This window comes from Cupriavidus sp. GW821-FHT02F09 (assembly GCF_059421605.1).
Genome location: NZ_JBWKVH010000013.1, coordinates 159,421 through 186,416, shown reverse-complemented (window position 1 = coordinate 186,416; position 26,996 = coordinate 159,421). Strand labels below are relative to the sequence as shown.

24 protein-coding genes are annotated in these 26,996 nt (G+C 63.8%); 23 read left to right on the top strand and 1 reads right to left on the bottom strand.

The annotated features are described in order from the left end of the window. Positions 1-220 precede the first annotated feature (220 nt). From AC07XB_RS17345 to AC07XB_RS17335, 3 genes are read left to right on the top strand one after another with little or no spacing between them, the layout of a single operon-like run. Positions 221-1,273 (top strand): branched-chain amino acid ABC transporter permease, encoded by a 1,053-nt coding sequence (locus tag AC07XB_RS17345; RefSeq protein ID WP_150987529.1) that lies wholly within the window; start codon positions 221-223, stop codon positions 1,271-1,273. Positions 1,274-1,283: 10 nt separating this feature from the next. Beyond that, positions 1,284-3,071, top strand: coding sequence for a branched-chain amino acid ABC transporter ATP-binding protein/permease (locus AC07XB_RS17340; RefSeq protein ID WP_492828640.1), 1,788 nt, complete (start codon positions 1,284-1,286; stop codon positions 3,069-3,071). Positions 3,072-3,081: 10 nt separating this feature from the next. Continuing rightward, positions 3,082-3,825 (top strand): ABC transporter ATP-binding protein, encoded by a 744-nt coding sequence (locus AC07XB_RS17335; RefSeq protein ID WP_174426825.1) that lies wholly within the window; start codon positions 3,082-3,084, stop codon positions 3,823-3,825. A gap of 264 nt (positions 3,826-4,089) precedes the next feature. Here the strand turns inward: AC07XB_RS17335 and AC07XB_RS17330 are convergent, their stop codons facing one another. Then, positions 4,090-5,034 (bottom strand): LysR substrate-binding domain-containing protein, encoded by a 945-nt coding sequence (locus AC07XB_RS17330; protein WP_492375611.1) that lies wholly within the window; start codon positions 5,032-5,034, stop codon positions 4,090-4,092. A gap of 117 nt (positions 5,035-5,151) precedes the next feature. On the opposite strand from AC07XB_RS17330, the gene AC07XB_RS17325 reads away from it, so the two are divergent. The 20 genes from AC07XB_RS17325 (at position 5,152) to AC07XB_RS17230 (ending at position 26,876) form a co-directional block, all read left to right on the top strand. Next, positions 5,152-6,147, top strand: coding sequence for a Bug family tripartite tricarboxylate transporter substrate binding protein (locus tag AC07XB_RS17325; protein ID WP_492375610.1), 996 nt, complete (start codon positions 5,152-5,154; stop codon positions 6,145-6,147). A gap of 4 nt (positions 6,148-6,151) precedes the next feature. Continuing rightward, positions 6,152-7,012, top strand: a complete 861-nt coding sequence (locus AC07XB_RS17320) for an N-formylglutamate amidohydrolase (protein ID WP_492375618.1) — start codon at positions 6,152-6,154, stop codon at positions 7,010-7,012. A 197-nt stretch (positions 7,013-7,209) separates the two neighbouring features. Next, positions 7,210-9,150: a tRNA uridine-5-carboxymethylaminomethyl(34) synthesis enzyme MnmG gene (gene mnmG, locus AC07XB_RS17315; RefSeq protein WP_492375609.1), complete on the top strand. Its 1,941-nt coding sequence runs from the start codon at positions 7,210-7,212 to the stop codon at positions 9,148-9,150. Beyond that, the gene (rsmG, locus tag AC07XB_RS17310; RefSeq protein WP_253929173.1) at positions 9,151-9,858 is read left to right on the top strand and encodes a 16S rRNA (guanine(527)-N(7))-methyltransferase RsmG; all 708 of its coding nucleotides are present in this window, start codon (positions 9,151-9,153) and stop codon (positions 9,856-9,858) included. Between the two features lie 68 nt (positions 9,859-9,926). Then, positions 9,927-10,700, top strand: a complete 774-nt coding sequence (locus AC07XB_RS17305) for a ParA family protein (RefSeq protein ID WP_150987514.1) — start codon at positions 9,927-9,929, stop codon at positions 10,698-10,700. A 52-nt stretch (positions 10,701-10,752) separates the two neighbouring features. Next, the gene (locus AC07XB_RS17300) at positions 10,753-11,655 is read left to right on the top strand and encodes a ParB/RepB/Spo0J family partition protein (RefSeq protein ID WP_043350783.1); all 903 of its coding nucleotides are present in this window, start codon (positions 10,753-10,755) and stop codon (positions 11,653-11,655) included. Between the two features lie 377 nt (positions 11,656-12,032). After that, a complete protein-coding gene (locus AC07XB_RS17295) occupies positions 12,033-12,533 on the top strand; it encodes an ATP synthase subunit I (protein ID WP_043350778.1) in 501 nt (166 codons plus the stop codon). 245 nt (positions 12,534-12,778) lie between these two features. Then, positions 12,779-13,642 carry a F0F1 ATP synthase subunit A gene (atpB, locus tag AC07XB_RS17290; protein WP_006157245.1) on the top strand — a complete coding sequence of 288 codons (864 nt, stop codon included), beginning with the start codon at positions 12,779-12,781 and terminating at the stop codon, positions 13,640-13,642. Between the two features lie 62 nt (positions 13,643-13,704). Then, positions 13,705-13,971, top strand: coding sequence for a F0F1 ATP synthase subunit C (atpE, locus tag AC07XB_RS17285; RefSeq protein WP_006157246.1), 267 nt, complete (start codon positions 13,705-13,707; stop codon positions 13,969-13,971). Between the two features lie 99 nt (positions 13,972-14,070). After that, positions 14,071-14,541 carry a F0F1 ATP synthase subunit B gene (locus AC07XB_RS17280; RefSeq protein WP_043350775.1) on the top strand — a complete coding sequence of 157 codons (471 nt, stop codon included), beginning with the start codon at positions 14,071-14,073 and terminating at the stop codon, positions 14,539-14,541. Between the two features lie 2 nt (positions 14,542-14,543). After that, on the top strand, positions 14,544-15,083 hold the full coding sequence (locus tag AC07XB_RS17275) for a F0F1 ATP synthase subunit delta (protein ID WP_006157248.1): 540 nt from the start codon (positions 14,544-14,546) through the stop codon (positions 15,081-15,083). A 49-nt stretch (positions 15,084-15,132) separates the two neighbouring features. Continuing rightward, positions 15,133-16,674, top strand: a complete 1,542-nt coding sequence (atpA, locus tag AC07XB_RS17270; RefSeq protein WP_150987510.1) for a F0F1 ATP synthase subunit alpha — start codon at positions 15,133-15,135, stop codon at positions 16,672-16,674. A gap of 74 nt (positions 16,675-16,748) precedes the next feature. Beyond that, entirely contained in the window at positions 16,749-17,624 is an 876-nt protein-coding gene (atpG, locus tag AC07XB_RS17265; RefSeq protein ID WP_416049966.1) for a F0F1 ATP synthase subunit gamma, read from the top strand. A gap of 33 nt (positions 17,625-17,657) precedes the next feature. Further along, positions 17,658-19,061 carry a F0F1 ATP synthase subunit beta gene (gene atpD / locus AC07XB_RS17260; protein ID WP_150987508.1) on the top strand — a complete coding sequence of 468 codons (1,404 nt, stop codon included), beginning with the start codon at positions 17,658-17,660 and terminating at the stop codon, positions 19,059-19,061. Between the two features lie 139 nt (positions 19,062-19,200). Next, positions 19,201-19,617, top strand: a complete 417-nt coding sequence (locus AC07XB_RS17255; RefSeq protein ID WP_043350759.1) for a F0F1 ATP synthase subunit epsilon — start codon at positions 19,201-19,203, stop codon at positions 19,615-19,617. 664 nt (positions 19,618-20,281) lie between these two features. Next, a complete protein-coding gene (locus AC07XB_RS17250; RefSeq protein WP_492375608.1) occupies positions 20,282-21,397 on the top strand; it encodes an RsiV family protein in 1,116 nt (371 codons plus the stop codon). Positions 21,398-21,402: 5 nt separating this feature from the next. Continuing rightward, positions 21,403-21,825 carry a CoA-binding protein gene (locus AC07XB_RS17245; RefSeq protein ID WP_492375617.1) on the top strand — a complete coding sequence of 141 codons (423 nt, stop codon included), beginning with the start codon at positions 21,403-21,405 and terminating at the stop codon, positions 21,823-21,825. A 71-nt stretch (positions 21,826-21,896) separates the two neighbouring features. Beyond that, a complete protein-coding gene (locus AC07XB_RS17240) occupies positions 21,897-22,853 on the top strand; it encodes an alpha/beta hydrolase (protein ID WP_492828643.1) in 957 nt (318 codons plus the stop codon). Between the two features lie 47 nt (positions 22,854-22,900). Next, complete coding sequence (gene hemE / locus AC07XB_RS17235) at positions 22,901-23,998, top strand: uroporphyrinogen decarboxylase (RefSeq protein WP_492375606.1); 1,098 nt, start codon at positions 22,901-22,903, stop codon at positions 23,996-23,998. 583 nt (positions 23,999-24,581) lie between these two features. Further along, positions 24,582-26,876, top strand: a complete 2,295-nt coding sequence (locus AC07XB_RS17230) for a primosomal protein N' (RefSeq protein ID WP_492828736.1) — start codon at positions 24,582-24,584, stop codon at positions 26,874-26,876. Positions 26,877-26,996 lie beyond the last annotated feature (120 nt).

Sequence of the window (26,996 nt, the reverse complement as noted above, 5' to 3'; positions counted from 1 at the left end):
GCAAAACGGGATGACGGCCATGGTGCGCTGCGGATATGCTGCACCCGGCATATGCATAGCTTCCCGCCGGCCATGCCGATTACCGATGCGGCACTGCGGAATCTAAGGGTTCGTCGGGATTTCCGCTATGCGTAAGTTGTTTCATATTTCGTAACTCGTAATTTCACAAGCCAGCTGGCTTCCCTCCGCCGGCCGGACTCACCAACAATACGGGGAGACAATGGACCTCTCGATCGCCGCCATCCTGGCGCAGGACGGCATCACCTCGGGCGCCATCTATGCGCTGCTCGCGCTGGCCCTGGTGCTGGTGTTCTCGGTGACCCGCGTCATCTTCATTCCGCAAGGGGAGTTCGTCGCCTATGGCGCGCTGACACTGGCGGCGATTCAGTCCGGCCATGCGCCGCAAAGCAGCTGGCTGCTGCTGGTCATGGGCGTGCTCACCTTTCTCTATGAGACGGTCACCATCCTGCGCAGCGCCGAACTGCGCCGGACCGCGCCCAGGCGGATCGCGGTACTGGCTGGCAAATACCTGGTCTTCCCGCTGGCCGTGCATCTGCTCGCGCAGAACTTCGACGGGCAGTCGATGCCCATGCTGGCGCAGATCGCGCTGACGCTGCTGATCGTGATTCCGCTCGGGCCCATGCTGTACCGTCTTGCCTACCAGCCGCTGGCCGAAGCCAGCACGCTGGTGCTGCTGATTGTCTCGGTGGGCGTGCACTTTGCACTGGTGGGGCTGGGGCTGGTGATGTTCGGCGCCGAGGGCTCGCGCACCGCGCCTTTCTCCGAGGCGCGCTTTGAAGTGGGCAGCCTGACGATCTCCGGGCAGAGCCTTTGGGTGGTCGGCGTATCGGCACTGATGATCGCGGGGCTGTATTTCTACTTCGAACGCACCATCGCCGGCAAGGCGCTGCGTGCCACGGCGGTCAATCGCCTGGGCGCGCGGCTGGTCGGCATTGGCACGACGCAGGCCGGGCGCCTGTCGTTCACGCTGGCAGCGGCAATGGGCGCGCTGTGCGGGATCCTGATCGCGCCGCTGACCACGGTGTACTACGAGTCCGGCTTCCTGATCGGCCTGAAGGGCTTCGTCGGTGCCATCGTTGGCGGTCTGGTGAGCTACCCGGTGGCGGCCGCCGGTGCCATCCTGGTGGGGCTGCTCGAATCGTATTCGTCCTTCTGGGCCAGCGCGTTCAAGGAGGTCATCGTGTTCACCCTGATCCTGCCCGTGCTGCTGTGGCGCTCGCTCACCAGCAAGCATGTGGAAGACGAGGAATAAGGGACACGCCATGAACACCAACCTCAAGAACCGAATCTTCCTGCTGGCCTTCGCGGTAGTGCTGGCGCTGTTGCCCGTGCTGCCCACGCCCGAATTCTGGATCACGCTGGGCAACTACATCGGCCTGTACAGCATCGTCGCCATCGGCCTGGTCCTGCTCACCGGCGTGGGCGGCATGACCTCCTTTGGCCAGGCCGCCTTCGTCGGGCTGGGCGCCTACAGCACTGCCTACCTCACCACGCAGTTCGGGCTTTCGCCCTGGCTCGGCCTGCTGGTCGGGCTGGTGATCACGATGGCCTCGGCCTATGTGATCGGCCTGATCACCATGCGCATGTCGGGCCACTACCTGCCGCTCGCCACCATCGCCTGGGGCCTGTCGCTGTTTTTCCTGTTCGGCAACCTGGAATTCCTCGGCAAGTACGACGGCCTCAACGGCATTCCCGTGCTGCATGTGCTCGGCATCGAGCTGGCCTCCGGGCGCTCGATGTTCTACCTGATCTGGGCCGTGGTGCTGGTGTCGGTGATCGCCATGCAGAACCTGCTCAACTCGCGCCCGGGCCGCGCCATCCGCGCCTTGAAGGGTGGCGGCACCATGGCCGAGGCGATGGGCGTGAACACCGCGTGGATGAAGGTGGTGATCTTTGTGGTGGCGGCGATGCTGGCCTGCATCTCCGGCTTTCTCTACGCGCATCTGCAGCGCGCGGTGAACCCCACGCCGTTCGGGCTGAACTACGGCATCGAGTACCTGTTCATGGCGGTGGTGGGCGGCGTAGGCCACGTGTGGGGCGCGGTGCTTGGCGCCGGCATCCTCACCATCCTGAAGGACGTGCTGCAAGGCGTGCTGCCCAAGCTGCTGGGCGCCAACGGCAACTTCGAAACCATCGTGTTCGGCGTGCTGATGGTGCTGCTGCTGCAATACGCGCGCGATGGCATCTGGCCGTTCATCAAGAAGCTGTTCCCCAACGGGCCGCCGGTGATGGCGCCGGCGCAAGCGCCCGCGCTGCCGTTGCGCGCCAAGCCGCAGGCCGGCGAACTGATCCTCGATGTCAAAGCCGCGCGCAAGGAGTTCGGCGGGCTGGTGGCGGTCAACGATGTGAGCTTCCAGGTCCGCGCCGGCGAGATCATCGGGCTGATCGGCCCCAATGGCGCGGGCAAGTCCACCACCTTCAACCTCGTCACCGGCGTGCTGCCCGCCACGCGCGGCGAGGTGCTGTATCGCGGCGAGCAGATCTCCGGGCTGCCCTCGCGCGAGATCGTCAAGCGCGGCATCGGCCGCACCTTCCAGCATGTGCATCTGCTGCCCACCATGACCGTGCTGGAGAACGTGGCCATCGGTGCACACCTGCGCGGCGACTTTGCGCCGCAAGGCGGCGTGACGGCAGCGATCCTGCGCATGAACAAGAACGAGGAGGCCAAGCTGCTGCACGAAGCCGCGCGCCAGCTCGAGCGCGTGGGCCTGGCCGACTGCATGTACATGGAAGCCGGCAGCCTCGCGCTGGGCCAGCAACGCATCCTGGAGATCGCGCGCGCGCTGTGCTGCGATCCCGCGCTGCTGTTGTTGGATGAGCCCGCGGCGGGGCTGCGCTACAAGGAGAAGCAGGCACTGGCCGAGTTGCTGAAGAAGCTCAAGGGCGAGGGCATGAGCGTGCTGCTGGTCGAGCACGACATGGACTTCGTGATGAATCTGACGGACCGGCTGGTGGTGATGGAGTTCGGTACGCGCATTGCAGAAGGCGTGCCCGAGGACGTGCAGAAGGACCCGGCGGTGCTCGAGGCCTATCTCGGCGGCGTGGAGTAAGGAAACGACAATGAGCCTGATCCTGGAAGTGAAGGACCTGCACGTGCGTTACGGCAAGGTCGAAGCCGTGCACGGCGCCAACCTGAAAGTGGAAGCGGGAAAGATCGTCACGGTGATCGGCCCCAATGGCGCGGGCAAGTCCACCATGCTCAACGCCATCATGGGCGCGTTGCCGGTGAGCGGTTCGTCCACCGGCGCGGTGACCTACCTCGGCCACGACCTCGCCGGCCTGCCGGTGGAAGGGCGCGTGGCGCGCGGCATGTGCCTGGTGCCGGAGAAGCGCGAACTGTTTGGCTCGATGAGCGTGGCGGACAACCTGGTGCTGGGCGCCTATCGTCGCAAGCGTGCGGGTGAGAAGAACTTCCTCGACCAGATGGAAGTGGTCTACGGCCTGTTCCCGCGCCTGAAGGAGCGGGCGAAGCAGGACGCCGGCACGCTGTCCGGGGGTGAGCGGCAGATGCTGGCGGTGGGCCGCGCGCTGATGGCCAAGCCGCAGTTGCTGATGCTGGACGAGCCGAGCCTGGGGCTGGCGCCGCTGATCGTCAAGGAGATCTTTCACATCATCAATGACCTGCGCAAGACGGGGGTGGCGACGCTGCTGATCGAGCAGAACGCGCGGGCGGCGCTGCAGGTGGCGGACTACGGGTACGTGATCGAGACGGGGGATATGGCGATGGAGGGGCCGGCTGCCGAGCTGGCGGCTAACCCGAAGGTGATCGAGACGTATCTGGGGTTGGCGAAGAAGGCGGCTTAGGCTTTATCGATTGTCAGGATTCATATGACGAATAATGGCGGACATTGTCCGCCATTATTATTTGTGGGCCGGATTGCCAGAGGCCGACCCGGTGCGGCAATGTTCGTGATCAAAGGCTAGCGCAGCGATAGGTACGCTAAATATTCATGATAAGAATTTTAATTTACATATGAGCTGAAGTTAAATTCGTTATGGAAATACCTATGCGCCACGGAGCTATTTGCCATTCGATAGACGAAATTATTTACAAAATTCTGACTTCAATTATTTATCGGGTGAATTTACCTGGTTGGCCTGCAGCACATCGGGATCTTGCGCTGCCATGCCGAGTAGCCACGCACGAAACTTGGCAAATGCGGGATGGTCCCGCCTCTCCCTAGGCGCACACAGGAAGTACCCCCGCGTCAGCCTGATCGGCAAATCAAACGGCGCCACTACGCGCCCTGCGGCGATCTCGTCTCGTACCAGACAGCGCTGCAACACTGCCACTCCCATGTCCGCCTTGACCGCCTGGACCAGAATCGAGACCTGGTCGAAGCCCGTGGCAAGCGCCGGCGCAGCACTGGGTACGCCTGCCGCACATAGCCAGTGCTGCCAGTTGGCCGGGGCGGTGGTGTGGTAGAGCAAGGGTTCCTCGAGCAGTTCTGCCGGTTGGGACCATCGTCCGGATTCATGGCGGGCGCGGGCCCGGTCGGGATGGCAGATGGGTACCATCTCGCTGCCGATCACGTAGTCGCATTGCAGGCCCGGCCAGCGGTCAGAGGCGCCGGCGAGGATTGCGGCATCCGGCGCCGGGCCTGAGAAGTCCTCGTTGCGCCGGTAGGGCACGAAGTCCAGGCGGATCTCGGGGTGGCGACGGTGGAAATCCGGCAGCCTCGGTATCAGCCATACGCTGGCCAGCGTGGGCACGGCGGACAGCGTGAGGTGATGCTGACGGTCGCGAGAGAGCAGGGCGGCGCTGGCGTTCTCAATGGCTGCCAGCGGGCCGGCTACTGAGTCGAGCAGCTGCCGGCCGGCATCGGTCAGGGTCAGGCGATGCGCATTGCGTTGGAGAAGGGGCTGGCCGAAGTGCGATTCGAGGCGGGCGATGGCGCGGCTGATCGCCCCCTGGGTGACACACAGATCCTCCGCCGCACGCGTAAAGCTGCCCAGTCGCGCTGCGGCGGCAAAGGCATGCAGTTCGGACATCGAGGGCGAGCGTAGCCGCATGGGGGGAGCCGAGAATGAGCTTTGGTAATGCAAGCGTGCAATATAGTCGTTTGTGCGGACCCGGTAAACTGCCGACACTTGGCCACCTTCCCATATAACGCCAAGGAGAAAACCCTCATGATCCGAGCCAGTTTGCCGCGCCGGCATTTCGTCCTGTCCTGCCTGGCGGCGTGCGCCAGCCTCTGCGCCGCCGGCGGCGCGCTCGCGCAGGCCAACTATCCGAACCGCCCGATCCGCCTGGTCGTACCTTTTGCCGCGGGCGGCTCGACCGACCTGTCGGCGCGCCTGGTTGCGGAGTTCGGCGGCCGCGAGTTGGGCCAGCCGATCGTGGTGGAGAACAAGGGCGGTGCCGGCGGCTCGCTCGGCATGGAGCAGGTCGCGCGCTCGGCACCGGATGGATACACCATCGGCATGGCTACCGTCAGCACGCACGGTTCCAACCCGGCCGTGTACCCCAAGCTGAATTACGATCCGATCAAGGACTTCGCGCCGGTCACCAATGTGATGGCGGTCCCCAGCGTGTTCGCGGTGCATCCCAGCGTACCGGCCAAGACCATGCAGGAGTTCGTTGCCCTGGCGCGTGCCAACCCCGGCAAGTACAGCGTTGCTTCGCCAGGTGCGGGCTCCCTGGGTCATGTGAATATCGAGAACTTCAAGATGCTGGCCAAGATCGACCTGCTGCACGTACCGTACAAGGGAGCCGGTCTGGGACTCAACGACGCGGTGGCGGGGCAGGTTAGTGCCATCACCGACAACTTGTCGTCCGCGCTGCCCCACGTGAAATCCGGGAGGCTGCGCCCGCTAGCCGTGCTGGGCTCCGCGCGTTCGCCGCTACTGCCCAACGTCCCGACCTACGCGGAACTGGGCTACAAGGAGATGGGGGATGGCGGTTGGTTCGGCATCGTGGCACCCGCGGGCACGCCGCCGGCTATTATCGAGAAGCTCAATCGCGCCATCCACAAAGCCATGCAGAACCCGGAGTTCAAGCGCAAGGTGGAAGAGTCCGGCGGCACGCTCGTGCCGACCACGCCGGATGGCTTCAAGGTACAGATCCAGCAGGCCATGACGCGCTATGCGCGCGTCGCCAAGGCCGCCAACATCAAACTGGATTGATGGCATGAACGATAGCTTCGAACCCTTTTTCCAGTCCGCGCCGCAGGCTCAGGCCTTGCCGCTGGTTTGCGATTCGCCGCACAGCGGCACGTGCTACCCGCAGGACTTCGGTGCGGCCATCCCGCTGCAGCGGCTCCGGAGCGGCGAAGACACCCACGTGGAATCGCTGTGGGAAGCTGTGCCGCGGATCGGCGGCACGCTGATCGCTGCGAATTTCCCCCGTGTCTATATCGATCCCAATCGTACGCTTGACGATCTGGATCCCGAACTGCTGGATGGCACCTGGCCTGAGCCGCTGGCGCCGGGCGAAAAGACGCGCCTTGGCTATGGGCTGATCTGGCGCAATGTGGATGCGGCAACGCGAATCTACGGTCGCAAGCTCTCGCTGCAAGAGGTACGCGGCCGGATCGATCGATACTACCGCCCCTATCATCAGGCGCTATCGGCGGCGGTGGAGGAGGCCTTTCAGCGCTTCGGTGCGGTCTGGCATCTGAACCTGCACTCCATGCCGAACAACGCCTATGAGCGGCTCAAGATCCAGAGTCCGCATCCACTGGCCGACTTCGTTCTGGGTGATCGCGATGGCACGACTTGCGAGCCGGATTTCGTCGCGCTGGTGGAATCCGAGTTGCGGGCGCTCGGCTATACGGTGGCGCGCAACGATCCCTACAAGGGTGTGCAACTGATCGCGCAGATTGGCCGACCGGCCGAACGGCGTAACAGCTTGCAGATCGAGATTCGCCGACCGCTCTATATGGATGAGGCGACGCGCGAGCGCAACGGCGGGTTCGGCCAGCTTCAGGCGGATCTGGGCCAACTAGTCGAGCGCATTGCCAGCTACTTGCGAGAGCAGGGTAGGGCATGATGCGTAGACGTTAATCCAGTCGGCATTCAAGCCGGGCCATCGAGCCCGGTTTTTTTGTTTCACGTGGAACACACCCGAGTTATTCATGCGGCATGTTTCACGTGAAACATGCCGTGGCCCAGGGAAGCCACAGCGAATGCCGCTATAATTCGGCATCCCGATTCATTTCCCGCTAGCCTCCCGGAGGAGGTGCCTCCATGCTTTACCCAAAAGAATTCGATGTCATTGTTGTCGGTGGTGGCCACGCCGGCACGGAAGCTGCACTCGCCGCGGCGCGTATGGGTTGCCAGACGCTGCTGCTGAGCCACAACATCGAGACCCTTGGTCAGATGAGCTGCAATCCGTCCATCGGCGGCATTGGCAAGGGTCATCTCGTCAAGGAGGTGGATGCAATGGGCGGCGCCATGGCGGCAGCCACGGATGAGTCGGGCATCCAATTCCGCATCCTGAATTCCAGCAAGGGCCCGGCCGTACGTGCCACCCGCGCTCAGGCGGACCGTGTGCTGTATCGAAAAGCGATTCGCGTGCGGCTGGAGAATCAGCCCAACCTGATGCTGTTCCAGCAGGCCGTGGATGACCTGGTGGTGGAGGGTGATCGTGTTGTCGGCGCTGTCACGCAGGTCGGCATCACCTTCCGCGCACGCGCCGTGGTGCTGACCGCCGGTACCTTCCTCGATGGGAAGATTCACGTGGGGCTGGATAACTACACTGGCGGCCGCGCGGGCGACCCCGCCTCGGTCTCGCTTTCGGCGCGCCTGAAAGAGCTCAAGCTGCCGCAGGGCCGCCTGAAGACGGGTACGCCGCCGCGTATCGACGGACGCACCATCGACTTCTCCGTGATGGATGAGCAGCCCGGCGATCTCGATCCGGTGCCGGTGTTCTCCTTCCTGGGTCGTGCCGATCAGCACCCGCAGCAACTGCCGTGCTGGATCACGCATACCAACAGCCGGACCCACGATATCATCCGTGGCGGCCTGGATCGCTCGCCGATGTACACCGGCGTGATCGAAGGGGTGGGGCCGCGGTACTGTCCCAGCATCGAGGACAAGATCCACCGCTTTGCCAGCAAGGACAGCCACCAGATCTTCCTGGAACCGGAAGGGCTGACGACCAACGAGTTCTATCCCAACGGTATCTCCACCAGCCTGCCGTTCGACGTGCAACTTGCCCTGGTGCACTCGATCCGCGGCATGGAGAACGCGCACATCCTGCGCCCCGGCTACGCCATTGAGTACGATTACTTCGATCCGCGCGCCCTCAAGGCCTCGCTGGAATCCAAGGCCATCAGCGGCTTGTTCTTTGCTGGGCAGATCAACGGCACCACCGGCTACGAAGAAGCCGCTGCCCAGGGCCTGCTGGCCGGGATCAATGCCGGCTGCTTCGTACGGGAGCGCGATGCCTGGACTCCCCGGCGGGACCAAGCCTATCTTGGAGTTCTGGTCGACGATCTGATCACCCGTGGGGTCTCGGAACCGTACCGAATGTTCACCAGCCGCGCCGAGTTCCGTTTGAGCCTGCGGGAAGATAATGCCGATATGCGACTGACCGAGGCCGGCCGGGAGCTGGGTGTTGTCGATGATGTGCGCTGGGATGCATTTAACCGGAAACGCGATGCTGTTTCACGTGAAACAGAGCGGCTGAAGGGTACCTGGGTGAATCCGAGCATCCTGCCGGAAGCCGATGCCGTGCCGCTGCTCGGCAAGGCGATCGAGCGCGAGTACAACCTCGCCGATCTGCTGCGCCGTCCCGCTGTCACGTATGAAGCGCTGATGGCGTTGCAGGAAGGCAAGTTCGCACCTGCCCGGGCACTCGATGCCGACCCGCTGCTGGTCGCGCAGATTCGCGAGCAGATCGAGATCGGCATCAAGTATCACGGCTACATCGCCCGGCAAGCCGCAGAGGTGGACAAGCTCGAAGCCAACGAATCCACCCGCCTGCCTGAAGATTTCGACTACACGGAAGTGCGCGGCCTTGGCATCGAGGTGGGCCAGAAGCTGAATCAGCACCGGCCCGAGACCCTCGGCCAGGCATCGCGTATTTCTGGCGTGACGCCGGCTGCGATTTCGCTGCTGCTGGTCCATCTGAAAAAGAAGGGCATGGGGCGTACCAAGTCCGACTCCAGCCAAGAGGCCGCCTGAGTGAGGAACCAACGTTACGCGGCCGTGGATGATGCCGACCAGCGCCGCCGCCTGGAGGCCGGCTTGTCCGCCATCGGCCTGGCGCTCTCCGCGAGCCAGATCGATCAGTTGTTTGCCTACCTGGCACTGCTGCGCAAATGGAACGCCATCTATAACCTGACCGCCATCCGTCATCCCGACGAGATGTTGACCCACCACATGCTCGACTCGCTGGCCGCCGTGCCGGCGCTGGCGCAAGCGGCTCGCGCCGCGGCGGTGGAGGAGGGCGCGCGTGGCCGGGTGCTCGACGTGGGTTCGGGCGGCGGCATGCCTGGTCTGCCGCTGGCCATCACGTGTCCCGACCTGTCAGTGCTGATGGTCGACATCGTGCAAAAGAAAACCGCCTTCCTCACGCAGTGCCGGGCACAGCTCGGCCTGTCCAACGCCGCTGCCCACTGGGGCCCGGTCGAAAAGCTGGAAGACGGCAAGGGGTATGCAGTCATCACGTCTCGTGCGTTTGCCGAGCTGAGCGATTTCGCATCGCTCGCCGGCCACCTGCTGGCGCCGGGCGGCAAGCTGATTGCCATGAAGGGCGTTTATCCTCAACCCGAACTCGATCGCATGGAAGCGGCCGGCCTGATGGCCGAGTGGCAGGTCGAGGCAATACCACGCCTGACCGTACCGGAACTGGACGCAGAACGTCACCTGGTGGTGCTGTCGCGCCGCTGACCCGGCCGGTGGTTGTCGCCGGCGCCCACCCCCGGCAGGTAGAAATCAAGCAGGAGCAGCAGGAACATATGGCCAAGGTATTCGTGATCGCAAACCAGAAGGGCGGCGTCGGCAAGACCACCACCACGGTGAACCTTGCCGCCGGCTTGGCGGCACAGGACCAGCGTGTGTTGCTGATCGACCTGGATCCCCAAGGCAATGCCTCGATGGGTTCCGGCATCGACAAGCAGTCGCTTGAGCACAGCGTCTACCAGGTGCTGGTTGGCTTGTCGACGGTGAGCCAGGCACGCCAGCATTCCGAATCCGGCAAGTACGACGTGCTGCCCGCCAACCGCGAACTGGCCGGCGCGGAAGTGGAACTGGTCGAACTGGACCAGCGTGAGAAACGTCTCAAGAACGCCATTGCCGAGGTCGATGCCGAGTACGATTTCGTGTTGATCGACTGTCCGCCGTCGCTGTCGCTGCTGACCCTCAACGGGCTGTGCGCGGCCAACGGCGTGATCGTGCCGATGCAATGCGAGTACTTCGCGCTGGAAGGGCTGTCCGATCTCGTCAATACCATCAAGCAGGTGCATGCCAACCTCAATCGCGACCTGAAGGTGATTGGCTTGCTTCGTGTGATGTTTGATCCACGTGTTACGTTGCAGCAACAGGTGTCGGCCCAGCTCGAGTCGCATTTTGGCGACAAGGTGTTCAAGACCGTCATCCCGCGCAATGTGCGGCTGGCAGAGGCACCGTCCTATGGCGTGCCGGGCGTGGCGTTCGATCCGTCGTCCAAAGGGGCCAAGGCCTACCTCGATTTCGGCGCCGAGATGATCGCGCGCGTCAAGCAACTCGACTGAACGCCGGGCTGAAAGTCACCGGGTTGAGAGTCACCGAATACAGGAAACCGAGATGAGCACCGCGAAGAAGAAGGGCCTGGGCCGCGGACTGGAAGCCCTGCTGGGTGGGCCAGCCGAGATCGTTGACGCCGTGAAGCAGGAGGGCGCCCCCTCTGTACTCCGTCTGGACCAGCTCCAGCCCGGCAAGTACCAGCCGCGCACGCGCATGGACGAAGGCGCGCTGCAGGAGCTGGCCGCGAGCATCCGTGCTCAAGGCCTGATGCAGCCGATCCTGGTGCGCCGCGTTGCCGAGCCGGATCGCTACGAGATCATTGCCGGTGAGCGCCGCTTCCGCGCCTCCAGGATCGCCGGACTCGAAGAGGTGCCGGTGCTGGTCAAGGACGTGGCCGACGAAGCCGCGGCCGCGATGGCGCTCATCGAGAATATCCAGCGTGAAGACCTCAACCCGCTGGAAGAAGCGCAAGGCATCATGCGCCTGGTGCGCGAATTCAATTTCACCCACGAGCAGGCAGCGGAATCGGTAGGGCGCTCGCGCAGCGCGGTGTCCAACCTGCTGCGTCTGCTGAACCTGGCCCAGCCGGTGCAGACGATGCTGATGGCGGGCGATCTCGACATGGGCCACGCCCGTGCGCTGCTCTCCGCCGACGGCGCCAACCAGATCACGCTCGCCAATCAGATCGTTAACAAACGTTTATCGGTGCGCGAGACCGAAAAGCTGGTAGCCTCCACCCTCAAGCCCTTTGACCTCAGGTTGCAGAAGCCGAACAATGGCGCGCCGGCGCGCGACGTGGCCCGCCTTGAGGAAGAACTATCCGACGTGCTTGGCCTGCCGGTACAGATCAAGCTGGGCGTGCGGGGCAAAGGCCAGCTCACCATTCACTTCACCAGCAATGATGCGCTCGACGGTGTGCTGACACGCCTGCGCGAGCCCGGCGAAAGCCAGTCACCCGCCTGAGCGGGATTTCCCAAAAATAGTGCGCGATTAACGGTCGGTGCAGCTGTGCAGCGGCTTGGTGCAATTTGATGGCGGCCGCTTCTGGCTCGGCGTGCGCACGCCTGTGTAAGGTCTGTGCAAGGCCGATAAACGACCATGGTGCGCCGCCAGCCTTGGGCAGCTCAATTACCTGGTGCGTTATTGTTGGGCGTCGGCCGCGCACGCACTATGGGTTCGTGGCGATTGCAAGTGAAATGCGGACTGTTGCAAGGCGTCTGTAAGCAGATTGACTCGCATGGTGCATTCCTCGTAAAATCGTGCGGTTTGAATTCCGGCCGGTCCAGAAAAGTTCCGGGGCGGATTAAACAACAAGCAGCAACGAGCAAAGGCAATAGCAGGTGGTTTCAGATCGTCAGGATGCTGGTCGGAAAACCGACTGGCAGACGCGTGATGCCTGGGAAGACGAGGCAGAACGCGAAGAAGAGGCGGTCGATCCGCTGTCGCGCGTCGAGGCGGAAACGCTGTTCGGCGAGCGCGCGCTGCGCCCTTCGCGCATGACGCCCGGCAGGGTCGTGCTGGCGCAGGTTGCGGTTACTTTGTTGTCGGCCATTGCCTGGCGACTTTTTGCTGGCGGCAACGCCGGCGCGGCGGGTTGGTCGGCACTATTCGGTGGCACGGTGTGTTTCGTGCCCAGCGGTTTCTTCGCGCTGCGACTCTGGATGGCGCGCGAACGTCCCTCGATCAGCGGACTGGTGGTCGGCGAGGCGATCAAGGTGTTTGCCACCGCCGGGTTGTTCGTCCTGGTAGTGGTGCTGTACAGCGAGTTGCGCTGGGTACCGATGCTGGTCACGTTCCTGCTTGTGCTCAAGACTTACTGGGTCGCGCTGGCGATTCGCTGAGGTTGTGCCCCAGGGTGGGCCGGCCAGGCGCGGTAGGTCGGATAAGTGTGCTTCTCGTCGAAGTGGGGCACGAAAACAGAATATCAAGATGTTTTTGCGTGGCGCGTCACAACAGTGAAGCGCGGCGTGGATAAGGTTCAAACGAGCTTGCCCGCGGTGACCAGCAAAGTGTGCTGAAGGCGGTGCAAGAAGCGTACCGGCAAAATGCCGGCAACTGGTTTCGCAATATTACGGTTCGTTTCGACATGTCAGCTGCTCAAGGCGCCGAACAGGCCCTCACCCCCTCCGGCTATATCGCCGAACACTTGCAGAACCTCAACACGGTTGGCGGCAAGCAAGCCGCCGTCGTTGACTTCAGCGTCCTCAACTACGACACCGTGTTCTGGTCGGTGCTGTGCGGCGCCATCGCCGTGATTTTCCTGTACGCTGCCGCGCGCCGCGCGACCGCCGGCGTGCCGGGCCGCTTCCAGGCTTTCGTGGAAATGATCGTCGAGATGGTCGACGACCAGGCCAAGGGCATCATCCATGGCGACCGTTCCTTCATCGCTCCGCTGGCACTGATGGTGTTCTGCTGGATCACGGTGATGAATGCCGTCGACTTGATCCCGGTTGACTGGGTTACCGGCCTGAACGGCCTGCTGGGCATCTTCCACATCCATCTGCCGCACCACCGCGCGGTTGCCACGGCTGACCTGAACGGTACGCTGGGCATGTCGTGCGCAGTGCTGGTGCTGATGATCTATTACAGCTTCAAGATCAAGGGCGTGGGCGGCTTCACCCATGAACTGCTGTCGGCCCCGTTCGGCGCCAAGTGGTACCTGGCCCCGTTCAACCTGATCCTGAACCTGATTGAATTCCTGGCCAAGGCGGTTTCGCTGGGCATGCGGTTGTTCGGCAACATGTACGCCGGCGAACTGGTGTTCCTGCTGATCGCGCTGCTGGGTTCCATCTGGACGTTCGGTGCGGACCTCTCCGCGCTGGGCTTCGTCGGTCATGTGCTGGCCGGTACGGTATGGGCGATCTTCCACATCCTGATCGTTCTGCTCCAGGCTTTCATTTTCATGATGCTGACGCTGGTGTACATCGGCCAGGCACACGATCACCACTGATTTAAGTTTTTCGGTTTTTCGGTTTTTTGGTTCTAAGTCTCTTCTCAATTAAAGGAGTAGTCATGCAAGCATATCTCGCCAACATCCAGGGTCTGACCGCCATCGGTATCGGCATCATCATCGGTCTGGGCGCAATCGGCGCCTGCCTGGGTATCGCCCTGATGGGTGGCAAGTACATCGAAGCGTGCGCACGTCAGCCTGAACTGATGAACCCGCTGCAAACCAAGATGTTCCTGCTGGCTGGCCTGATCGACGCGGCATTCCTGATCGGCGTGGGCGTTGCAATGCTGTTCGCATTCGCCAACCCGCTGCTGGCTGTCATCAAGTAATTCTTTTCGGTCTGCATGATGCTGACGGGCGGCGCGGGCCACTTAGCCTGGCCGCCCTTGCGCATTTATCTGTAGTTTGATTACCGAAAGGAACACACCATGAATCTGAACGCAACGTTTTTTGCGCAGATGGTCGTGTTCTTCATCCTGTGGTGGGTAGTTGCCAAATTCATTTGGCCGCCGCTGGTGAAGGCGCTCGACGAACGCGCAAAGAAGATCGCCGATGGCCTCGCCGCCGCCGAAAAAGGCAAGGCTGAGCTCGAACTCGCCAACAAGCGTGTGGACCAGGCCCTGGCCGAAGCCCGCACCGAAGGCGCTCAACGCGTCGCTGACGCCGAGAAGCGCGCTCAGCTGACCGCTGACGAGATCAAGCAAAACGCCCAGGCAGAAGCCGCACGCATCATTGCCCAGGCCAAGGCCGAAGCGGAACAGCAAGTTACCCGCGCGCGCGAGCAATTGCGCGACCAGGTTGCCGTGCTGGCCGTCAAGGGTGCCGAGCAGATCCTCAAGCGCGAAGTGAACGCGCAGGTCCACGCGGATCTGCTCAATCAACTCAAGGCTGAGCTCTAATCATGGCTGAAACCGCAACCATTGCCCGTCCCTACGCCGAGGCGCTGTTCCGCGTCGCGACCGAATCGAGCGGCAATCTGGATGCATGGTCCGAGCTGGTGTCGGAAATGGGGCAAGTTGCCGCCAATCCCGACATGAAGGCGGTGGCTGGCGATCCGAACGTGCACGGCGACAAGCTGAGTGCACTGTTCCTGTCGGCCCTGAAGTCTCCGGTCAACGACGAAGCCAAGCGCTTCGTCAGCCTGCTGGTGGATAACCACCGCCTGTCGGTATTGCCGGAAATCGCCGAGCAGTTCCATGCGCTCAAGAACGACCGTGAAGGGTCGGCTGATGTCGAGATCACGAGTGCCTTCCCCCTTGAGGGCGCAAGCCTGACCGACCTCGTCGCCGCGCTCGAACGCAAGTTCGGCCGCAAGCTGCAGCCCTCGGTTGCGGTGGACCCGTCGCTGATCGGCGGCGTGCGCGTCAAGGTCGGCGACGAAGTGCTCGACACCTCCGTGCGTGCGCGCCTGGCAGCAATGCAAGTGGCGCTGACCGCATGATGCGCGAGAAGCGCACCAGCCGACGGATTGAAGAATTAGGAGCATTGTGATGCAACTGAACCCCTCAGAAATCAGCGAGCTGATCAAGTCCCGCATCTCGGGTCTTGGCGCCGACGCTGAAGTGCGCAACACCGGCACGGTGATTTCCGTGACCGATGGTATCTGCCGCGTGCACGGCCTGTCTGGCGTGATGCAGGGCGAGATGCTGGAATTCCCCGGTAACACGTTCGGTCTGGCACTGAACCTCGAGCGCGACTCTGTCGGCGCCGTGGTGCTGGGCGACTACGAACACATTTCCGAAGGCGACCCGGTCAAGTGCACCGGCCGCATTCTGGAAGTGCCGGTTGGCAAGGAACTGCTGGGCCGCGTGGTCAACACGCTGGGTCAGCCGATCGATGGCAAAGGCCCGATCAACGCCAAAGAAACCGACGTGATCGAAAAGGTTGCCCCTGGCGTGATCGCACGTCAGTCGGTCAGCCAGCCGGTGCAGACCGGCCTGAAGTCGATCGACGCGATGGTGCCGATCGGCCGTGGCCAGCGTGAGCTGATCATTGGCGACCGCCAGACCGGCAAGACCGCCGTTGCTGTCGACGCGATCATCAACCAGAAGGGCAAGGGCGTTTTCTGCGTCTACGTGGCAATCGGTCAGAAGGCTTCGACCGTGAACAACGTGGTGCGCAAGCTCGAAGAACTGGGCGCGATGGAGTACACCATCGTCGTCGCTGCTACGGCTTCGGACTCCGCCGCCATGCAGTACCTGGCTGCCTACGCTGGTTGCACGATGGGCGAGTACTTCCGCGACCGCGGCGAAGACGCGCTGATCGTTTATGACGACCTGACCAAGCAAGCCTGGGCCTACCGCCAGGTGTCGCTGCTGCTGCGCCGCCCGCCGGGCCGCGAAGCTTACCCCGGCGACGTGTTCTACCTGCACTCGCGTCTGCTCGAGCGCGCAGCCCGCGTGAACGCCGACTACGTCGAGAAGTTCACCAAGGGCGCAGTGACCGGCAAGACCGGCTCGCTGACCGCGCTGCCCGTGATCGAAACGCAAGCTGGCGACGTGTCCGCTTTCGTGCCGACCAACGTGATCTCGATCACCGACGGCCAGATCTTCCTGGAAACCGACCTGTTCAACGCAGGTGTGCGCCCCGCAATCAACGCCGGTATCTCGGTGTCGCGCGTTGGTGGTGCCGCCCAGACCAAGGTCGTCAAGAAGCTGTCCGGCGGTATCCGTACCGACCTGGCCCAGTACCGTGAACTGGCTGCGTTCGCGCAGTTCGCTTCCGACCTGGACGATGCCACCCGCAAGCAGCTGGAACGCGGCCGCCGCGTGACGGAACTGCTCAAGCAGGCTCAATACCTGCCGCTGCAGGTGTGGCAGCTGGCCGCGTCGCTGTACGCAGCCAACAACGGCTTCCTCGACAACGTGGAAGTGAAGGACATTCTCCCGTTCGAGAAGGGCCTGCACGACCATCTGAAGACCAAGTACGCCGACCTCGTCAACCGCATCGAAGATTCCAAGGATCTGTCGAAGGAAGACGAAGCCACCCTGCGTGCCGCGATCGAGGATTTCAAGAAGTCCGCCGCGTTCTAACCGCGCAATTCCACGAAACTGCGCCGGCACCGTTGCCATGACGGTGCCGGTGCGGCACGAATGGAGAGGAAGATATGGCCGGAACGAAAGAAATTCGAACCAAGATCAAGAGCGTGCAAAACACGCGCAAGATCACCAAGGCGATGGAGATGGTCGCCGCGTCCAAGATGCGCAAGGCGCAGGAACGGATGCGCAACGCCCGTCCCTATGCTGAGAAAGTGCGCAATATCGCGGCGCACCTGGCTGCGGCCAACCCCGAGTTCAAGCACCCCTTCATGGTGGCACGCGACATCAAGCGCGCCGGCATGATCGTGGTAACGACGGACAAGGGGCTGTGCGGCGGCATGAACACGAACGTGCTGCGTGCGGTAACCAATGAGCTGCGTGAGCTGCAAAGCCGCGGCGTGGAGGTGCAGAGCACCGCCATTGGTTCCAAGGGCTTGCAGTTCATGGGCCGCATCGGCGCCAAGGTGCTCTCGCACGTGGTGCACCTCGGTGACACCCCGCATCTGGAAAAACTGATCGGTGCCATCAAGGTCCAGCTCGACGCCTTCACCAATGGTGAAGTCGATGCTGTGTACCTGGCTTACACCAAGTTCATCAATACGATGAAGCAGGAGCCGATGGTGGAGCAGCTGCTGCCGCTCCCCGCCGACAAGTTTGCCCAGACCGAAGATGAAAAGCGCGCCTACTCGTGGGATTACATCTACGAGCCCGACGCACAGACCGTAGTGGAAGAATTGTTGGTCCGCTACGTCGAAGCGCTGGTGTACCAGGCCGTGGCCGAAAACATGGCGTCCGAGCAATCGGCGCGCATGGTGGCCATGAAGGCGGCATCCGACAATGCCAAGAACGTGATCGGCGAACTGCAACTGGTCTACAACAAGACCCGTCAGGCAGCGATTACCAAGGAACTGTCGGAAATCGTCAGCGGTGCCGCAGCCGTCTAAGGCGTCAAGTATTCAAGCTATCGGAGATACGAAATGAGTATCGGAAATATTGTGCAGTGTATTGGCGCCGTGGTGGACATCGAGTTCCCCCGCGACGCGCTGCCTAAGGTCTACGAAGCGCTCGTGCTGGAAGACAGCAACGAAGCCTCGTTCGCCGAGAAGGGCCTGACCTTCGAAGTGCAGCAACAGCTGGGTGACGGCGTGGTGCGTACCATTGCCCTCGGCTCGTCGGACGGCCTGCGCCGCGGCATGGCAGTGAAGGGCACTGGCGCCCCGATCTCGGTGCCCGTCGGTCACGGCACGCTGGGCCGCATCATGGACGTGCTGGGTCGTCCCATCGACGAAGCCGGCCCGATCGCTTCGGACGAGCTGCGCTCGATCCACCAGAAGGCCCCGAAGTTCGACGAACTGTCGCCTTCGGTTGACCTGCTCGAAACCGGCATCAAGGTGATCGACCTGGTGTGCCCGTTCGCAAAGGGCGGCAAGGTGGGTCTGTTCGGTGGCGCCGGCGTCGGCAAGACCGTGAACATGATGGAGCTCATCAACAACATCGCCAAGCAGCACAGCGGTTTGTCGGTGTTCGCCGGCGTGGGCGAGCGTACCCGTGAAGGGAACGACTTCTACCACGAAATGAAGGACTCGAACGTTCTCGACAAGGTGGCCATGGTGTTCGGCCAGATGAACGAGCCGCCGGGCAACCGTCTGCGCGTGGCACTGTCCGGCCTGACCATGGCCGAGAAGTTCCGCGACGAAGGCCGTGACATCCTGTTCTTCGTCGACAACATTTACCGCTACACGCTGGCCGGTACCGAAGTGTCCGCACTGCTGGGCCGTATGCCTTCCGCAGTGGGTTACCAGCCGACGCTGGCCGAGGAAATGGGCAAGCTGCAAGAGCGCATCACCTCGACCAAGACTGGCTCGATCACGTCGATCCAGGCCGTGTACGTGCCTGCGGATGACTTGACCGACCCGTCGCCTGCTACCACCTTCCTGCACTTGGACTCGACCGTCGTGCTGTCGCGTGATATCGCCGCGCTGGGTATCTACCCGGCAGTCGATCCGCTCGACTCGACCTCGCGTCAGCTGGACCCGCAAGTCGTGGGTCAAGAGCACTACGACGTGGCCCGTCGCGTGCAGCAAACGCTGCAACGCTACAAGGAACTGCGCGACATTATCGCGATTCTGGGCATGGACGAACTGTCGCCGGAAGACAAGCAGTCGGTGTCGCGCGCTCGTAAGATCCAGCGTTTCCTGTCGCAGCCCTTCCACGTTGCGGAAGTGTTCACGGGTTCGCCGGGCAAGTACGTCACGCTGAAGGAAACCATCCGCGGCTTCAAGATGCTGGTGGACGGCGAGTGCGATCACCTGCCGGAGCAAGCGTTCTACATGGTCGGCTCGATCGACGAAGCCTTCGAGAAGGCCAAGAAGCTCCAGTAAGCGGCGTTTTTCGCTGCCAGCGCCGTAGTGGCGGCCGCCACGGACAGCAACGTCCGGGGCGGCCACGCTTAGCCGGGCAGCGGAATACCTGCTTCCTGGCAACGGGAAGCCGAAGCTTTCAGGGACTAAAGGAATTCACATGGCAACCATTCTTGTAGACGTCGTCAGCGCCGAATCGTCGATCTTCTCCGGTCAGGCGAAGTTCGTGGCACTGCCGGGCGAGTCGGGCGAGTTGGGTATCCTGCCGGGCCATACGCCGCTGATTACGCGTATCCAGCCGGGCGCGGTGCGCATCGAGAAGGAAGACGGCAGCGAAGAGTTCGTGTTCGTGGCCGGCGGGATTCTCGAAGTCCAGCCCAAGCACGTCACCGTGCTGGCAGACACCGCTATCCGCGGCAGCGATCTCGACGAAGCCAAGGCGCAGGAAGCCAAGCGCGCCGCCGAGGAGCTGATGCAGAACCAGAGCAGCGATCTCGACCTGGCACGTGCCCAGAGCGAGCTTGCCGTGGCAGCAGCACAGCTGGCAGCGATCGCGCGCCTGCGCCGGAAACGGTAAGAAAAGCAGGGCCGCCGCAGCTGTTGTTTTTTTGGCGGCGGCGAAAAAAAGGCAGCTGCGAGGCTGCCTTTTTTTTATGCCAACGACTATTCTGTCGGCTCAGGACAAAAAAAAGCGCGCGGGCCGGGGAGGCACCGCGCGGACGGGAAAATCCCTTCGAGGGGTCAATTCGAAGGAACGGGTAAGGTCCAGGTCAACCAACAGGCGCTAACCACATTCTTGGTGGTCCAGCACTCGGTCAGGCGGTATTGATCGCATTCAGACGATCCAACCAGCCGGAACCGGCAAGCGCCAACATCATCTCAACCTGGTACACCGATCACAGGCATCGCTTGTGATCCGGTCAATCTGGGTGGGAATGCTTCCTTAGGCTTTCTTCCATGACGCCCTCCCTTTCTGTTGGGGGAGGGAACGCCTTTCACAAAAACTGATTGTGTTGAAGCATTGTGGGGGAAACTTTTGGGGATGGCAGTAACAAAATGTATCGGTTTGCAAGAAGTTGAAAGCGCGGTAACTAAATAAGCGTCTAAATCGGCATAAATAGGCACGTTAGACCACGTGCCACCGCACTTGCCACCAGGCGGCGGGAACATCACTGCGCGGCGCGGGTCCGATAGCTTTCGCTGATCCTGCCATCCGCCTTGCGGTCCGGCCAACCACTGCCATGCCGCTTTCCTTCCCCTTTCCCCCTTTTTACCGCTTTGCCCAGGCCCCCGTCGATATTGCAAGAGGCCTTGTCCAGCATAGGCTGGCGGCGCTGCTGGCCACGTCTTTCATGGCGGCTGGCCAGGCTGGCGCGGTTGAGGCGCAAGCCCCCGCTGGTGCGCTCTGGCAAGGCGAGCTCGACGGCCACATACAGGTATCGCTGACGATATTTCCGCGCGCGGGCACTGGCGGGATCGACGGCACGGCCCGTTACGATTCAATGCTTGCCTCCTCGCCGCGTCAACTCGATGGCCAATTGACATCCGACGGACGGCTGAGCGTGCGCGAGCGCGCCACCGGCCAGGCGCCTGTTGAGTATCCCGAAGCTCGCGATGGTGCACGTTTCGAGGGCACCGTCTCCTCCGATGGGTTGAGTGTCAGTGGGGAATGGATGAATACCGACGGTACCCGGCGCCAGGCATTGACGCTCACGCGCAAGGCAATCTATCGCGAGCGCGTCGTAAATGTGGCTGGCGCACGTCTTACCGAACGCTATCCCGAAACCGGCCGCCCGCACGTGGATGCCCTTATTACGTCACTGCGTGCCAGCGGCTGCGGCCAGGGCGAACAGGAATGCCGTAGCGCGATCGAGATAATGCGGCTGGATGCCGGCAACGTCGGCCTGCTGCGCACCACCTGGCGCTACAGCGGTGGCGCGCATGGCAGCCTCGACTTCGTGAGTGGCACGTGGCGGCGCCACGGCCCGGCGGGTGCGGTGGCATCCGCGCCAACTGCCCAGCCGGGCTATCGCCGGGTCGGGCTAGCCGATCTCTTGCAGCCGGGCGAGGCCTGCCTGCAAAAACTCAACGACGAGCTACAAGCCGCACTGAAGCGGCAGGGCGCAGCCGAGCCCGCGCGTGGCGTGCTTGACGCACAAGCGCTGCAGGAGTCGCGCGTCCCGTTTACCCTGTACCGCGGTGGCGTGGTGTTGCACTATGCCCCCTACGCGGTCGGCCCATTTGCGCAGGGCGCCTACCAGGTAGCGGTGCCGTTCGCGCGGCTGGGCAGTTGTGCCCGCCCGCCCGGTACCGGCCGCGACAAGTCCCCCGAACCCTTTGAGAAGGAATCGACGTGAGCGAGATGCAGACAGCCATTCGCGGCATGCTGGCGATGAAGACGGTAGCCGTGGCCGGCCTGTCCGGGCACCCGGACCGGCCCAGCCATGAAGTAGCCGCCTACCTGCAGCGTCACGGCTATCGCATTGTCCCCGTCAATCCGCGCCATGCGGGCGAGCGCATCCTGGGCGAGACCTGCTACGCCAGCCTCGGCGCCGCCGCCGCGGCCTTGGCCAAGTCCGGGCAGCGCATTGATTGGGTCGATATCTTCCGCCGCGCCGCCGATGTGCCGCCGGTGGTCGCGGATGCCATCGCGATCGGCGCCCGCGGCGTCTGGCTGCAACTTGGCATCGTCAATGATGCGGCTTTTGCCCGGGCCACCGCCGCCGGGTTGCTGGCGGTGCAGGACCGCTGCAGCAAGATCGAGCTGATGCGCCAGGCTGCCTGATCCCGCTAAACTAGTCACCCTAGCTCCCGATCCCGCCCTCAATCCCGCCCTCAATTCAGTCCCAAGCAGCCATGGCCATCGATCCCCAGCTTCTCGATTACTACCGCCGGCTCTCCGAACGCTACGCCGGGCAGCCCGAGCCGGCCGGTGCCGCCGGCCGCCGCGCGCGCTTCGCCGAGATCGCGGCAACCTCGGTCGTGCCCGACCCGGAAGGCATCCAGTCCACCGACATGGAGCTGGCGCTACCCGGCCGCACGCTGGCGGCGCGATTGTTCCGCCCGGAAGGCGTGGCCGAGCCGCGCCTGATCGTCTATTTCCATGGCGGTGGCTGGGTGGTGGGTTCGCATGACACCCATCACAGCGTGGCAGCGCTGCTCGCCGCCGACACCGGCTGCGCGGTGGCCAGCGTGGACTACCGGCTGGCACCGGAGCATCCGTTCCCCGCGCCGTGCGATGACGCGCTGCAGGCGGTGCTGTGGTTCGCCGAGCAACGCGTCCGGTTGCGCCTGGACGCTGGCTTCCTGGCCGTGGCGGGCGACAGCGCGGGCGGGCACCTGGCCGCGCAGGCCGCGCGCTGGGCCAATGCGCACGGGCGCCCCGGCCTGGTCAACGCCCAGTTGCTGATCTATCCCGTGGCCGCGCCGGTGCTGGCCAGCGAAAGCTATCGCGCCTTTGCGGATGGCCCCGGCCTCACCCGCGACGAAATGGCTTGGTTCTGGACGGAATTCATCGGCGCCGAGCGCCTTGCCGCCGGCGCCGCCATCGAAGACACGCGCATCCACCTGATGGGCGCCGCGCCACAGCACCTGCCTCCGGCCAGCGTGGTGATGGTTGCCGCCCACGACGTGCTGCGCGACGACGGCCTTGCCTACGCTGACTACCTGGTGCGCTACGGCGCGCCGGTGATCACGCTGGAGGCAAGCGGGATGACGCACGGCTTTGCCCGCCTGCAGCCCGATGCCCCGCGCGCGCGCGAATGGATGCGCCGCGCCGCGCAGGCCTTCAAGGAACTGGCGGCGGATATCTAAGCTGCCGGCGGCGGCCGGCCATCCCGTAAAATGGCGGTCTTACGAGGATGACCATGACCGCATTGCAGAACGATACCTTCCTGCGCGCGCTGCGCCGGCAACCGACCGAGTACACCCCGCTGTGGCTGATGCGCCAGGCGGGGCGCTACCTGCCCGAATACAATGCTACGCGCGCTCGCGCCGGCAGCTTCCTGGGCCTGGCCAAGAACCCGGCCTACGCGACCGAGGTTACCCTGCAGCCCCTCGAACGCTATCCGCTCGATGCGGCCATCCTCTTCTCCGACATCCTGACCGTGCCCGATGCCATGGGCCTCGGGCTGTCGTTTGCCCAGGGCGAGGGTCCGCGCTTTGCCCACCCGTTGCGCACCGAAGGCGACGTCAAGAAGCTGGCGGTGCCCGATATGGCCTCGCTGTCCTACGTGTTCGACGCGGTCAGCGAGATCCGCCGGGCGCTGGTGCAGGACGGCCGCCAGCGCGTGCCGCTGATCGGCTTCTCGGGCAGCCCCTGGACGCTGGCCTGCTACATGGTCGAGGGTGCCGGCTCCTCCGATTTCCGCACGGTCAAGGCCATGATGTACAGCCGCCCCGACCTGATGCACCGTATCCTGGAGATCAACGCGCAAGCTGTGTCGGCCTACCTGAATGCGCAGATCGAGGCAGGTGCGCAAGCCGTGATGCTGTTCGACACCTGGGGCGGCACGCTGGCCGACGGCATGTACCAGACGTTCTCCCTGGCCTATATGCGCAAGGTGCTGGCCGGACTGAAGCGCGAGCACAATGGCGAGCAGGTGCCGGCCATCGTGTTTACCAAGGGCGGCGGATTGTGGCTGGAGGCGCTCACCGAGATCGGTGCCGATGCGCTCGGTCTGGACTGGACGGTCAACTTGGCGCAGGCGCGCCGCCGCACCGGCGGCAAGGTGGCACTGCAGGGCAATATCGACCCCAATGTGCTGTTTGCGCCGGAAGCCGCGATTCGCGAGCAGGTGCGTGGCGTGCTCGACAGCTATGCCGCCGGCGGCGGCAGCGACGGACACGTCTTCAACCTTGGCCACGGCATCTCCCAGTTCACCCCGCCCGAGAATGTGACGGTGCTGGTGGACGAGGTGCATCGCTACAGCCGGCAGCTGCGCACCGCGGCAAGGTGACAGCTGGTGCACGTCTTCCCTCCCACCCGGGGGTACCGCCTGTGCGGCGCAGCGAGCTGGCTTCGCGCGCCGCACCCGGACGGGCGGGTGCCGGGGGAGGCTTGCCCGAAGCGCTGTCAAGTAAACTATTTTGCAATATTTCGCCCTTTCGGTGCCGGTTCTCGCTTGTCAAGGCTTGACTTATGCACATCAATGGGTTTTCCGCAGTGCAAGAGCGGGTTAGTCCCTAACTCATCTGAGGGATGTCGCCAAGTCCTTGATTTACAAGGCATTGCATCTGGCCACGCACAGGCTGGAATGCCCGTGGGAGCCTTGTTTTACGGGGCTTGCCGGGAACTCCGGGCGAGTTTTCAACAAAGTTATCCACAGGCGCTGCCCGGGGCCGGGAAAACCAGCCATCTATCATCGACTTAGGGGCACATTTGAAGCGTTACTTTAAGTTGATGTTGCACCGCACACTGAATTTGTCTGGAAAGCGGCTCAGCCTCGGCCTGCACATGCATTGGGCTTGCTCGCCCCAATCTGGACCGTACCCACCGCTGCGCTGGACGATCGGCCCCGGAGGCGCGGTGTGACGTCACCGGTGATCCCCGAGCAAACCGGGCCGGCCGCGGAGCCCACCGGCGGCGCACCGCTTGCCGTTGTGCGGGTGGCGCTCGATACGCCGGCTGACGATGTCTTCGATTACCTTGCCGGCCCGGAAGTCCAGCCCGGCGAACTGGTCACGGTGCCGTTCGGCCGCCGTACGCTGGTCGGCGTGGCCGTATCGCGTTGCGCGCACTCCGATGTACCCGCGGACAAGCTGCGTTCTGTCGCACAGCGCCTGGACTGGCTGCCGCCGCTTGGCGCCCACTGGATTGCGCTGGCTGGCTTTGCCGCACGCTATTACCACCGCTGCCTGGGCGAAGTCATGCTGCCCGCGCTGCCTCCGGCCCTGCGCGAGGCCGACGGCTGGGCGCGGCTGGCACTGCGTGCCCGCAGCGAACACTACCGCGTGGCCCCGGGGCAGGGCGAGGCGCTGTTGGCGGCGGTGCCGCCGCGCGCCCGCACCGTGCTGGCGCTGGCTCAGGCACTGGTGGCAGCCGCCGGGGAAGGGCGAGCGGTATCCGCCGCCGAGGCGCGCGTGCTATGCAGCGCGGCGCCCTCGCGCCTGGCGCAGTGGGCCGAGGCCGGCTGGGTGATCTCCGAGCGGGCCGACCAGCCCTTGCTGGGCGCGCCCTCGGCTGCCGAGCCGTCCACCGCGCCGCCGCTGCATGAAGAGCAGCGTGTGGCCGTGGAAGCGATCGGGCAGGCCAAGGGATTCGCGCCGTTCCTGCTCCACGGCGTCACCGGCAGCGGCAAGACCGAAGTCTACCTGCACGCCATGGCCGACGTGCTGGCGCGCGATGCGCAGGCGCAGGTGCTGATGCTGGTGCCTGAAATCAACCTCACGCCGCAGCTGCAGGGCCGCATTGCCTCGCGCTTTCCCCATCTGCCGCTGGCGGTGCTGCATAGCGGCCTGGCCGACCAGGAGCGCACGCTGCAATGGCTGGCCGCGCACCGCGGCGAGGCCCGCATCGTGCTGGGCACGCGGCTGGCGGTGCTGGCCTCGCTGCCACACCTGGCGCTGATCGTGGTCGACGAGGAACACGACACGTCCTACAAGCAACAGGAAGGCCTGCGCTACTCCGCGCGCGACCTGGCCGTATGGCGGGCCAAGCAGCTCGGCGCGGCCGTGGTGCTAGGCTCCGCCACGCCGTCCATGGAGTCCTGGTGGCGTGCGGAGCAGGGCACCTACCGCAAGCTGGTGCTGCGTGAGCGGGCCCAGACCGATGCCACGCTGCCCACGGTGCGGCTGATCGACATCAACCAGGAACGCCAGCGCCAGCGTGCCCTCTACGAAGGGCTGTCGGTGCCGTTGCTCAACGCCATCGAGGCCCGCCTGCAGCGTGGCGAGCAGAGCCTGCTGTTCCTCAACCGGCGCGGCTACGCCCCGGTGCTGGCCTGCGATAGCTGCGGCTGGCTCTCCGGATGCCCGCGCTGCTCGGCCTATATGGTGCTGCACCGGCCGGAGCGCCGCCTGCGCTGCCACCATTGCGGGCTGGAATCCCCGGTACCACACCATTGTCCGGATTGTGGAGATATGGATATTGCACCACTTGGCCGAGGCACCCAGCGTATCGAGGAGGCCTTGGCGGCACGCTTCCCGCAAGCGCGCATCGCCCGCATCGATGCCGACTCCACGCGCCGCAAGGGCAGCGCGCAGGCCATGTTCGATGAGGTTCACGCGGGCGAGGTCGACATCCTGGTCGGCACGCAGATGGTGGCCAAGGGGCACGACTTCCAGCGCGTGACCCTGGTCGGCATCGTCCATCCGGACGCCGCCATGTTCAGCCACGATTTCCGCGCGGCCGAGCATTTGTTTGCCTCCCTGATGCAGGTGGCCGGACGGGCCGGGCGGGCAGGGCTGGCGGGCGAGGTGCTGATCCAGACCCGCTATCCCGATGCATCGGCATTGCAGGCATTGGTACGCCATGACTATGATGGATTCGCGGCTACCCAGTTGCGCGAGCGTCGCCAGGCCGGGTTACCCCCGTTTGCCTACCAGGTGCTTGTCACGGCCGACCATGCCGAACTGGAGCGTGCGCTGGCCTTCCTCCAGAGTGCGCGGAATCGGGCTGATGCGTGCCGGATGGCGCCGGAGGTGCAACTCCATGACCCGGTGCCGATGTCGATGGTGCGGGTGGCTAACCGGGAGCGCGCGCAAATGCTGGTGGAAAGTATCTCGCGTATTGCGCTGCAAAGATTTATCAGCGAGTGGGTGCAAACTTTTGGCGAGGCGCTGGGCGATGCCAAGGGCGTGCGCTGGCAGTTGGAGATCGATCCTTTGCGTATCTGAGTGGATACCTGAGTGGGGTCCGGTTGCGCCAGGGGCAGCCCAGTACAAGGTGCGGTGCAACCACTTTTCCTGATGTATCTGAGTGGTTGTACCTAGTTGCACCTTTGGTTTGCCCGGGAG

Coding starts and splice junctions, on each gene's coding strand:
- AC07XB_RS17280 (WP_043350775.1), top strand. CDS start 14,071: ATGAATCTGAACGCAACGTTTTTTGCGCAGATGGTCGTGTTCTTCATC.
- AC07XB_RS17275 (WP_006157248.1), top strand. CDS start 14,544: ATGGCTGAAACCGCAACCATTGCCCGTCCCTACGCCGAGGCGCTGTTC.
- AC07XB_RS17345 (WP_150987529.1), top strand. CDS start 221: ATGGACCTCTCGATCGCCGCCATCCTGGCGCAGGACGGCATCACCTCG.
- AC07XB_RS17255 (WP_043350759.1), top strand. CDS start 19,201: ATGGCAACCATTCTTGTAGACGTCGTCAGCGCCGAATCGTCGATCTTC.
- atpB (WP_006157245.1), top strand. CDS start 12,779: ATGTCAGCTGCTCAAGGCGCCGAACAGGCCCTCACCCCCTCCGGCTAT.
- AC07XB_RS17330 (WP_492375611.1), bottom strand. CDS start 5,034: ATGCGGCTACGCTCGCCCTCGATGTCCGAACTGCATGCCTTTGCCGCC.
- AC07XB_RS17305 (WP_150987514.1), top strand. CDS start 9,927: ATGGCCAAGGTATTCGTGATCGCAAACCAGAAGGGCGGCGTCGGCAAG.
- atpG (WP_416049966.1), top strand. CDS start 16,749: ATGGCCGGAACGAAAGAAATTCGAACCAAGATCAAGAGCGTGCAAAAC.
- AC07XB_RS17245 (WP_492375617.1), top strand. CDS start 21,403: ATGCAGACAGCCATTCGCGGCATGCTGGCGATGAAGACGGTAGCCGTG.
- mnmG (WP_492375609.1), top strand. CDS start 7,210: ATGCTTTACCCAAAAGAATTCGATGTCATTGTTGTCGGTGGTGGCCAC.
- AC07XB_RS17320 (WP_492375618.1), top strand. CDS start 6,152: ATGAACGATAGCTTCGAACCCTTTTTCCAGTCCGCGCCGCAGGCTCAG.
- AC07XB_RS17340 (WP_492828640.1), top strand. CDS start 1,284: ATGAACACCAACCTCAAGAACCGAATCTTCCTGCTGGCCTTCGCGGTA.
- AC07XB_RS17325 (WP_492375610.1), top strand. CDS start 5,152: ATGATCCGAGCCAGTTTGCCGCGCCGGCATTTCGTCCTGTCCTGCCTG.
- AC07XB_RS17250 (WP_492375608.1), top strand. CDS start 20,282: ATGCCGCTTTCCTTCCCCTTTCCCCCTTTTTACCGCTTTGCCCAGGCC.
- AC07XB_RS17335 (WP_174426825.1), top strand. CDS start 3,082: ATGAGCCTGATCCTGGAAGTGAAGGACCTGCACGTGCGTTACGGCAAG.
- atpA (WP_150987510.1), top strand. CDS start 15,133: ATGCAACTGAACCCCTCAGAAATCAGCGAGCTGATCAAGTCCCGCATC.
- atpD (WP_150987508.1), top strand. CDS start 17,658: ATGAGTATCGGAAATATTGTGCAGTGTATTGGCGCCGTGGTGGACATC.
- hemE (WP_492375606.1), top strand. CDS start 22,901: ATGACCATGACCGCATTGCAGAACGATACCTTCCTGCGCGCGCTGCGC.
- AC07XB_RS17240 (WP_492828643.1), top strand. CDS start 21,897: ATGGCCATCGATCCCCAGCTTCTCGATTACTACCGCCGGCTCTCCGAA.
- atpE (WP_006157246.1), top strand. CDS start 13,705: ATGCAAGCATATCTCGCCAACATCCAGGGTCTGACCGCCATCGGTATC.
- AC07XB_RS17300 (WP_043350783.1), top strand. CDS start 10,753: ATGAGCACCGCGAAGAAGAAGGGCCTGGGCCGCGGACTGGAAGCCCTG.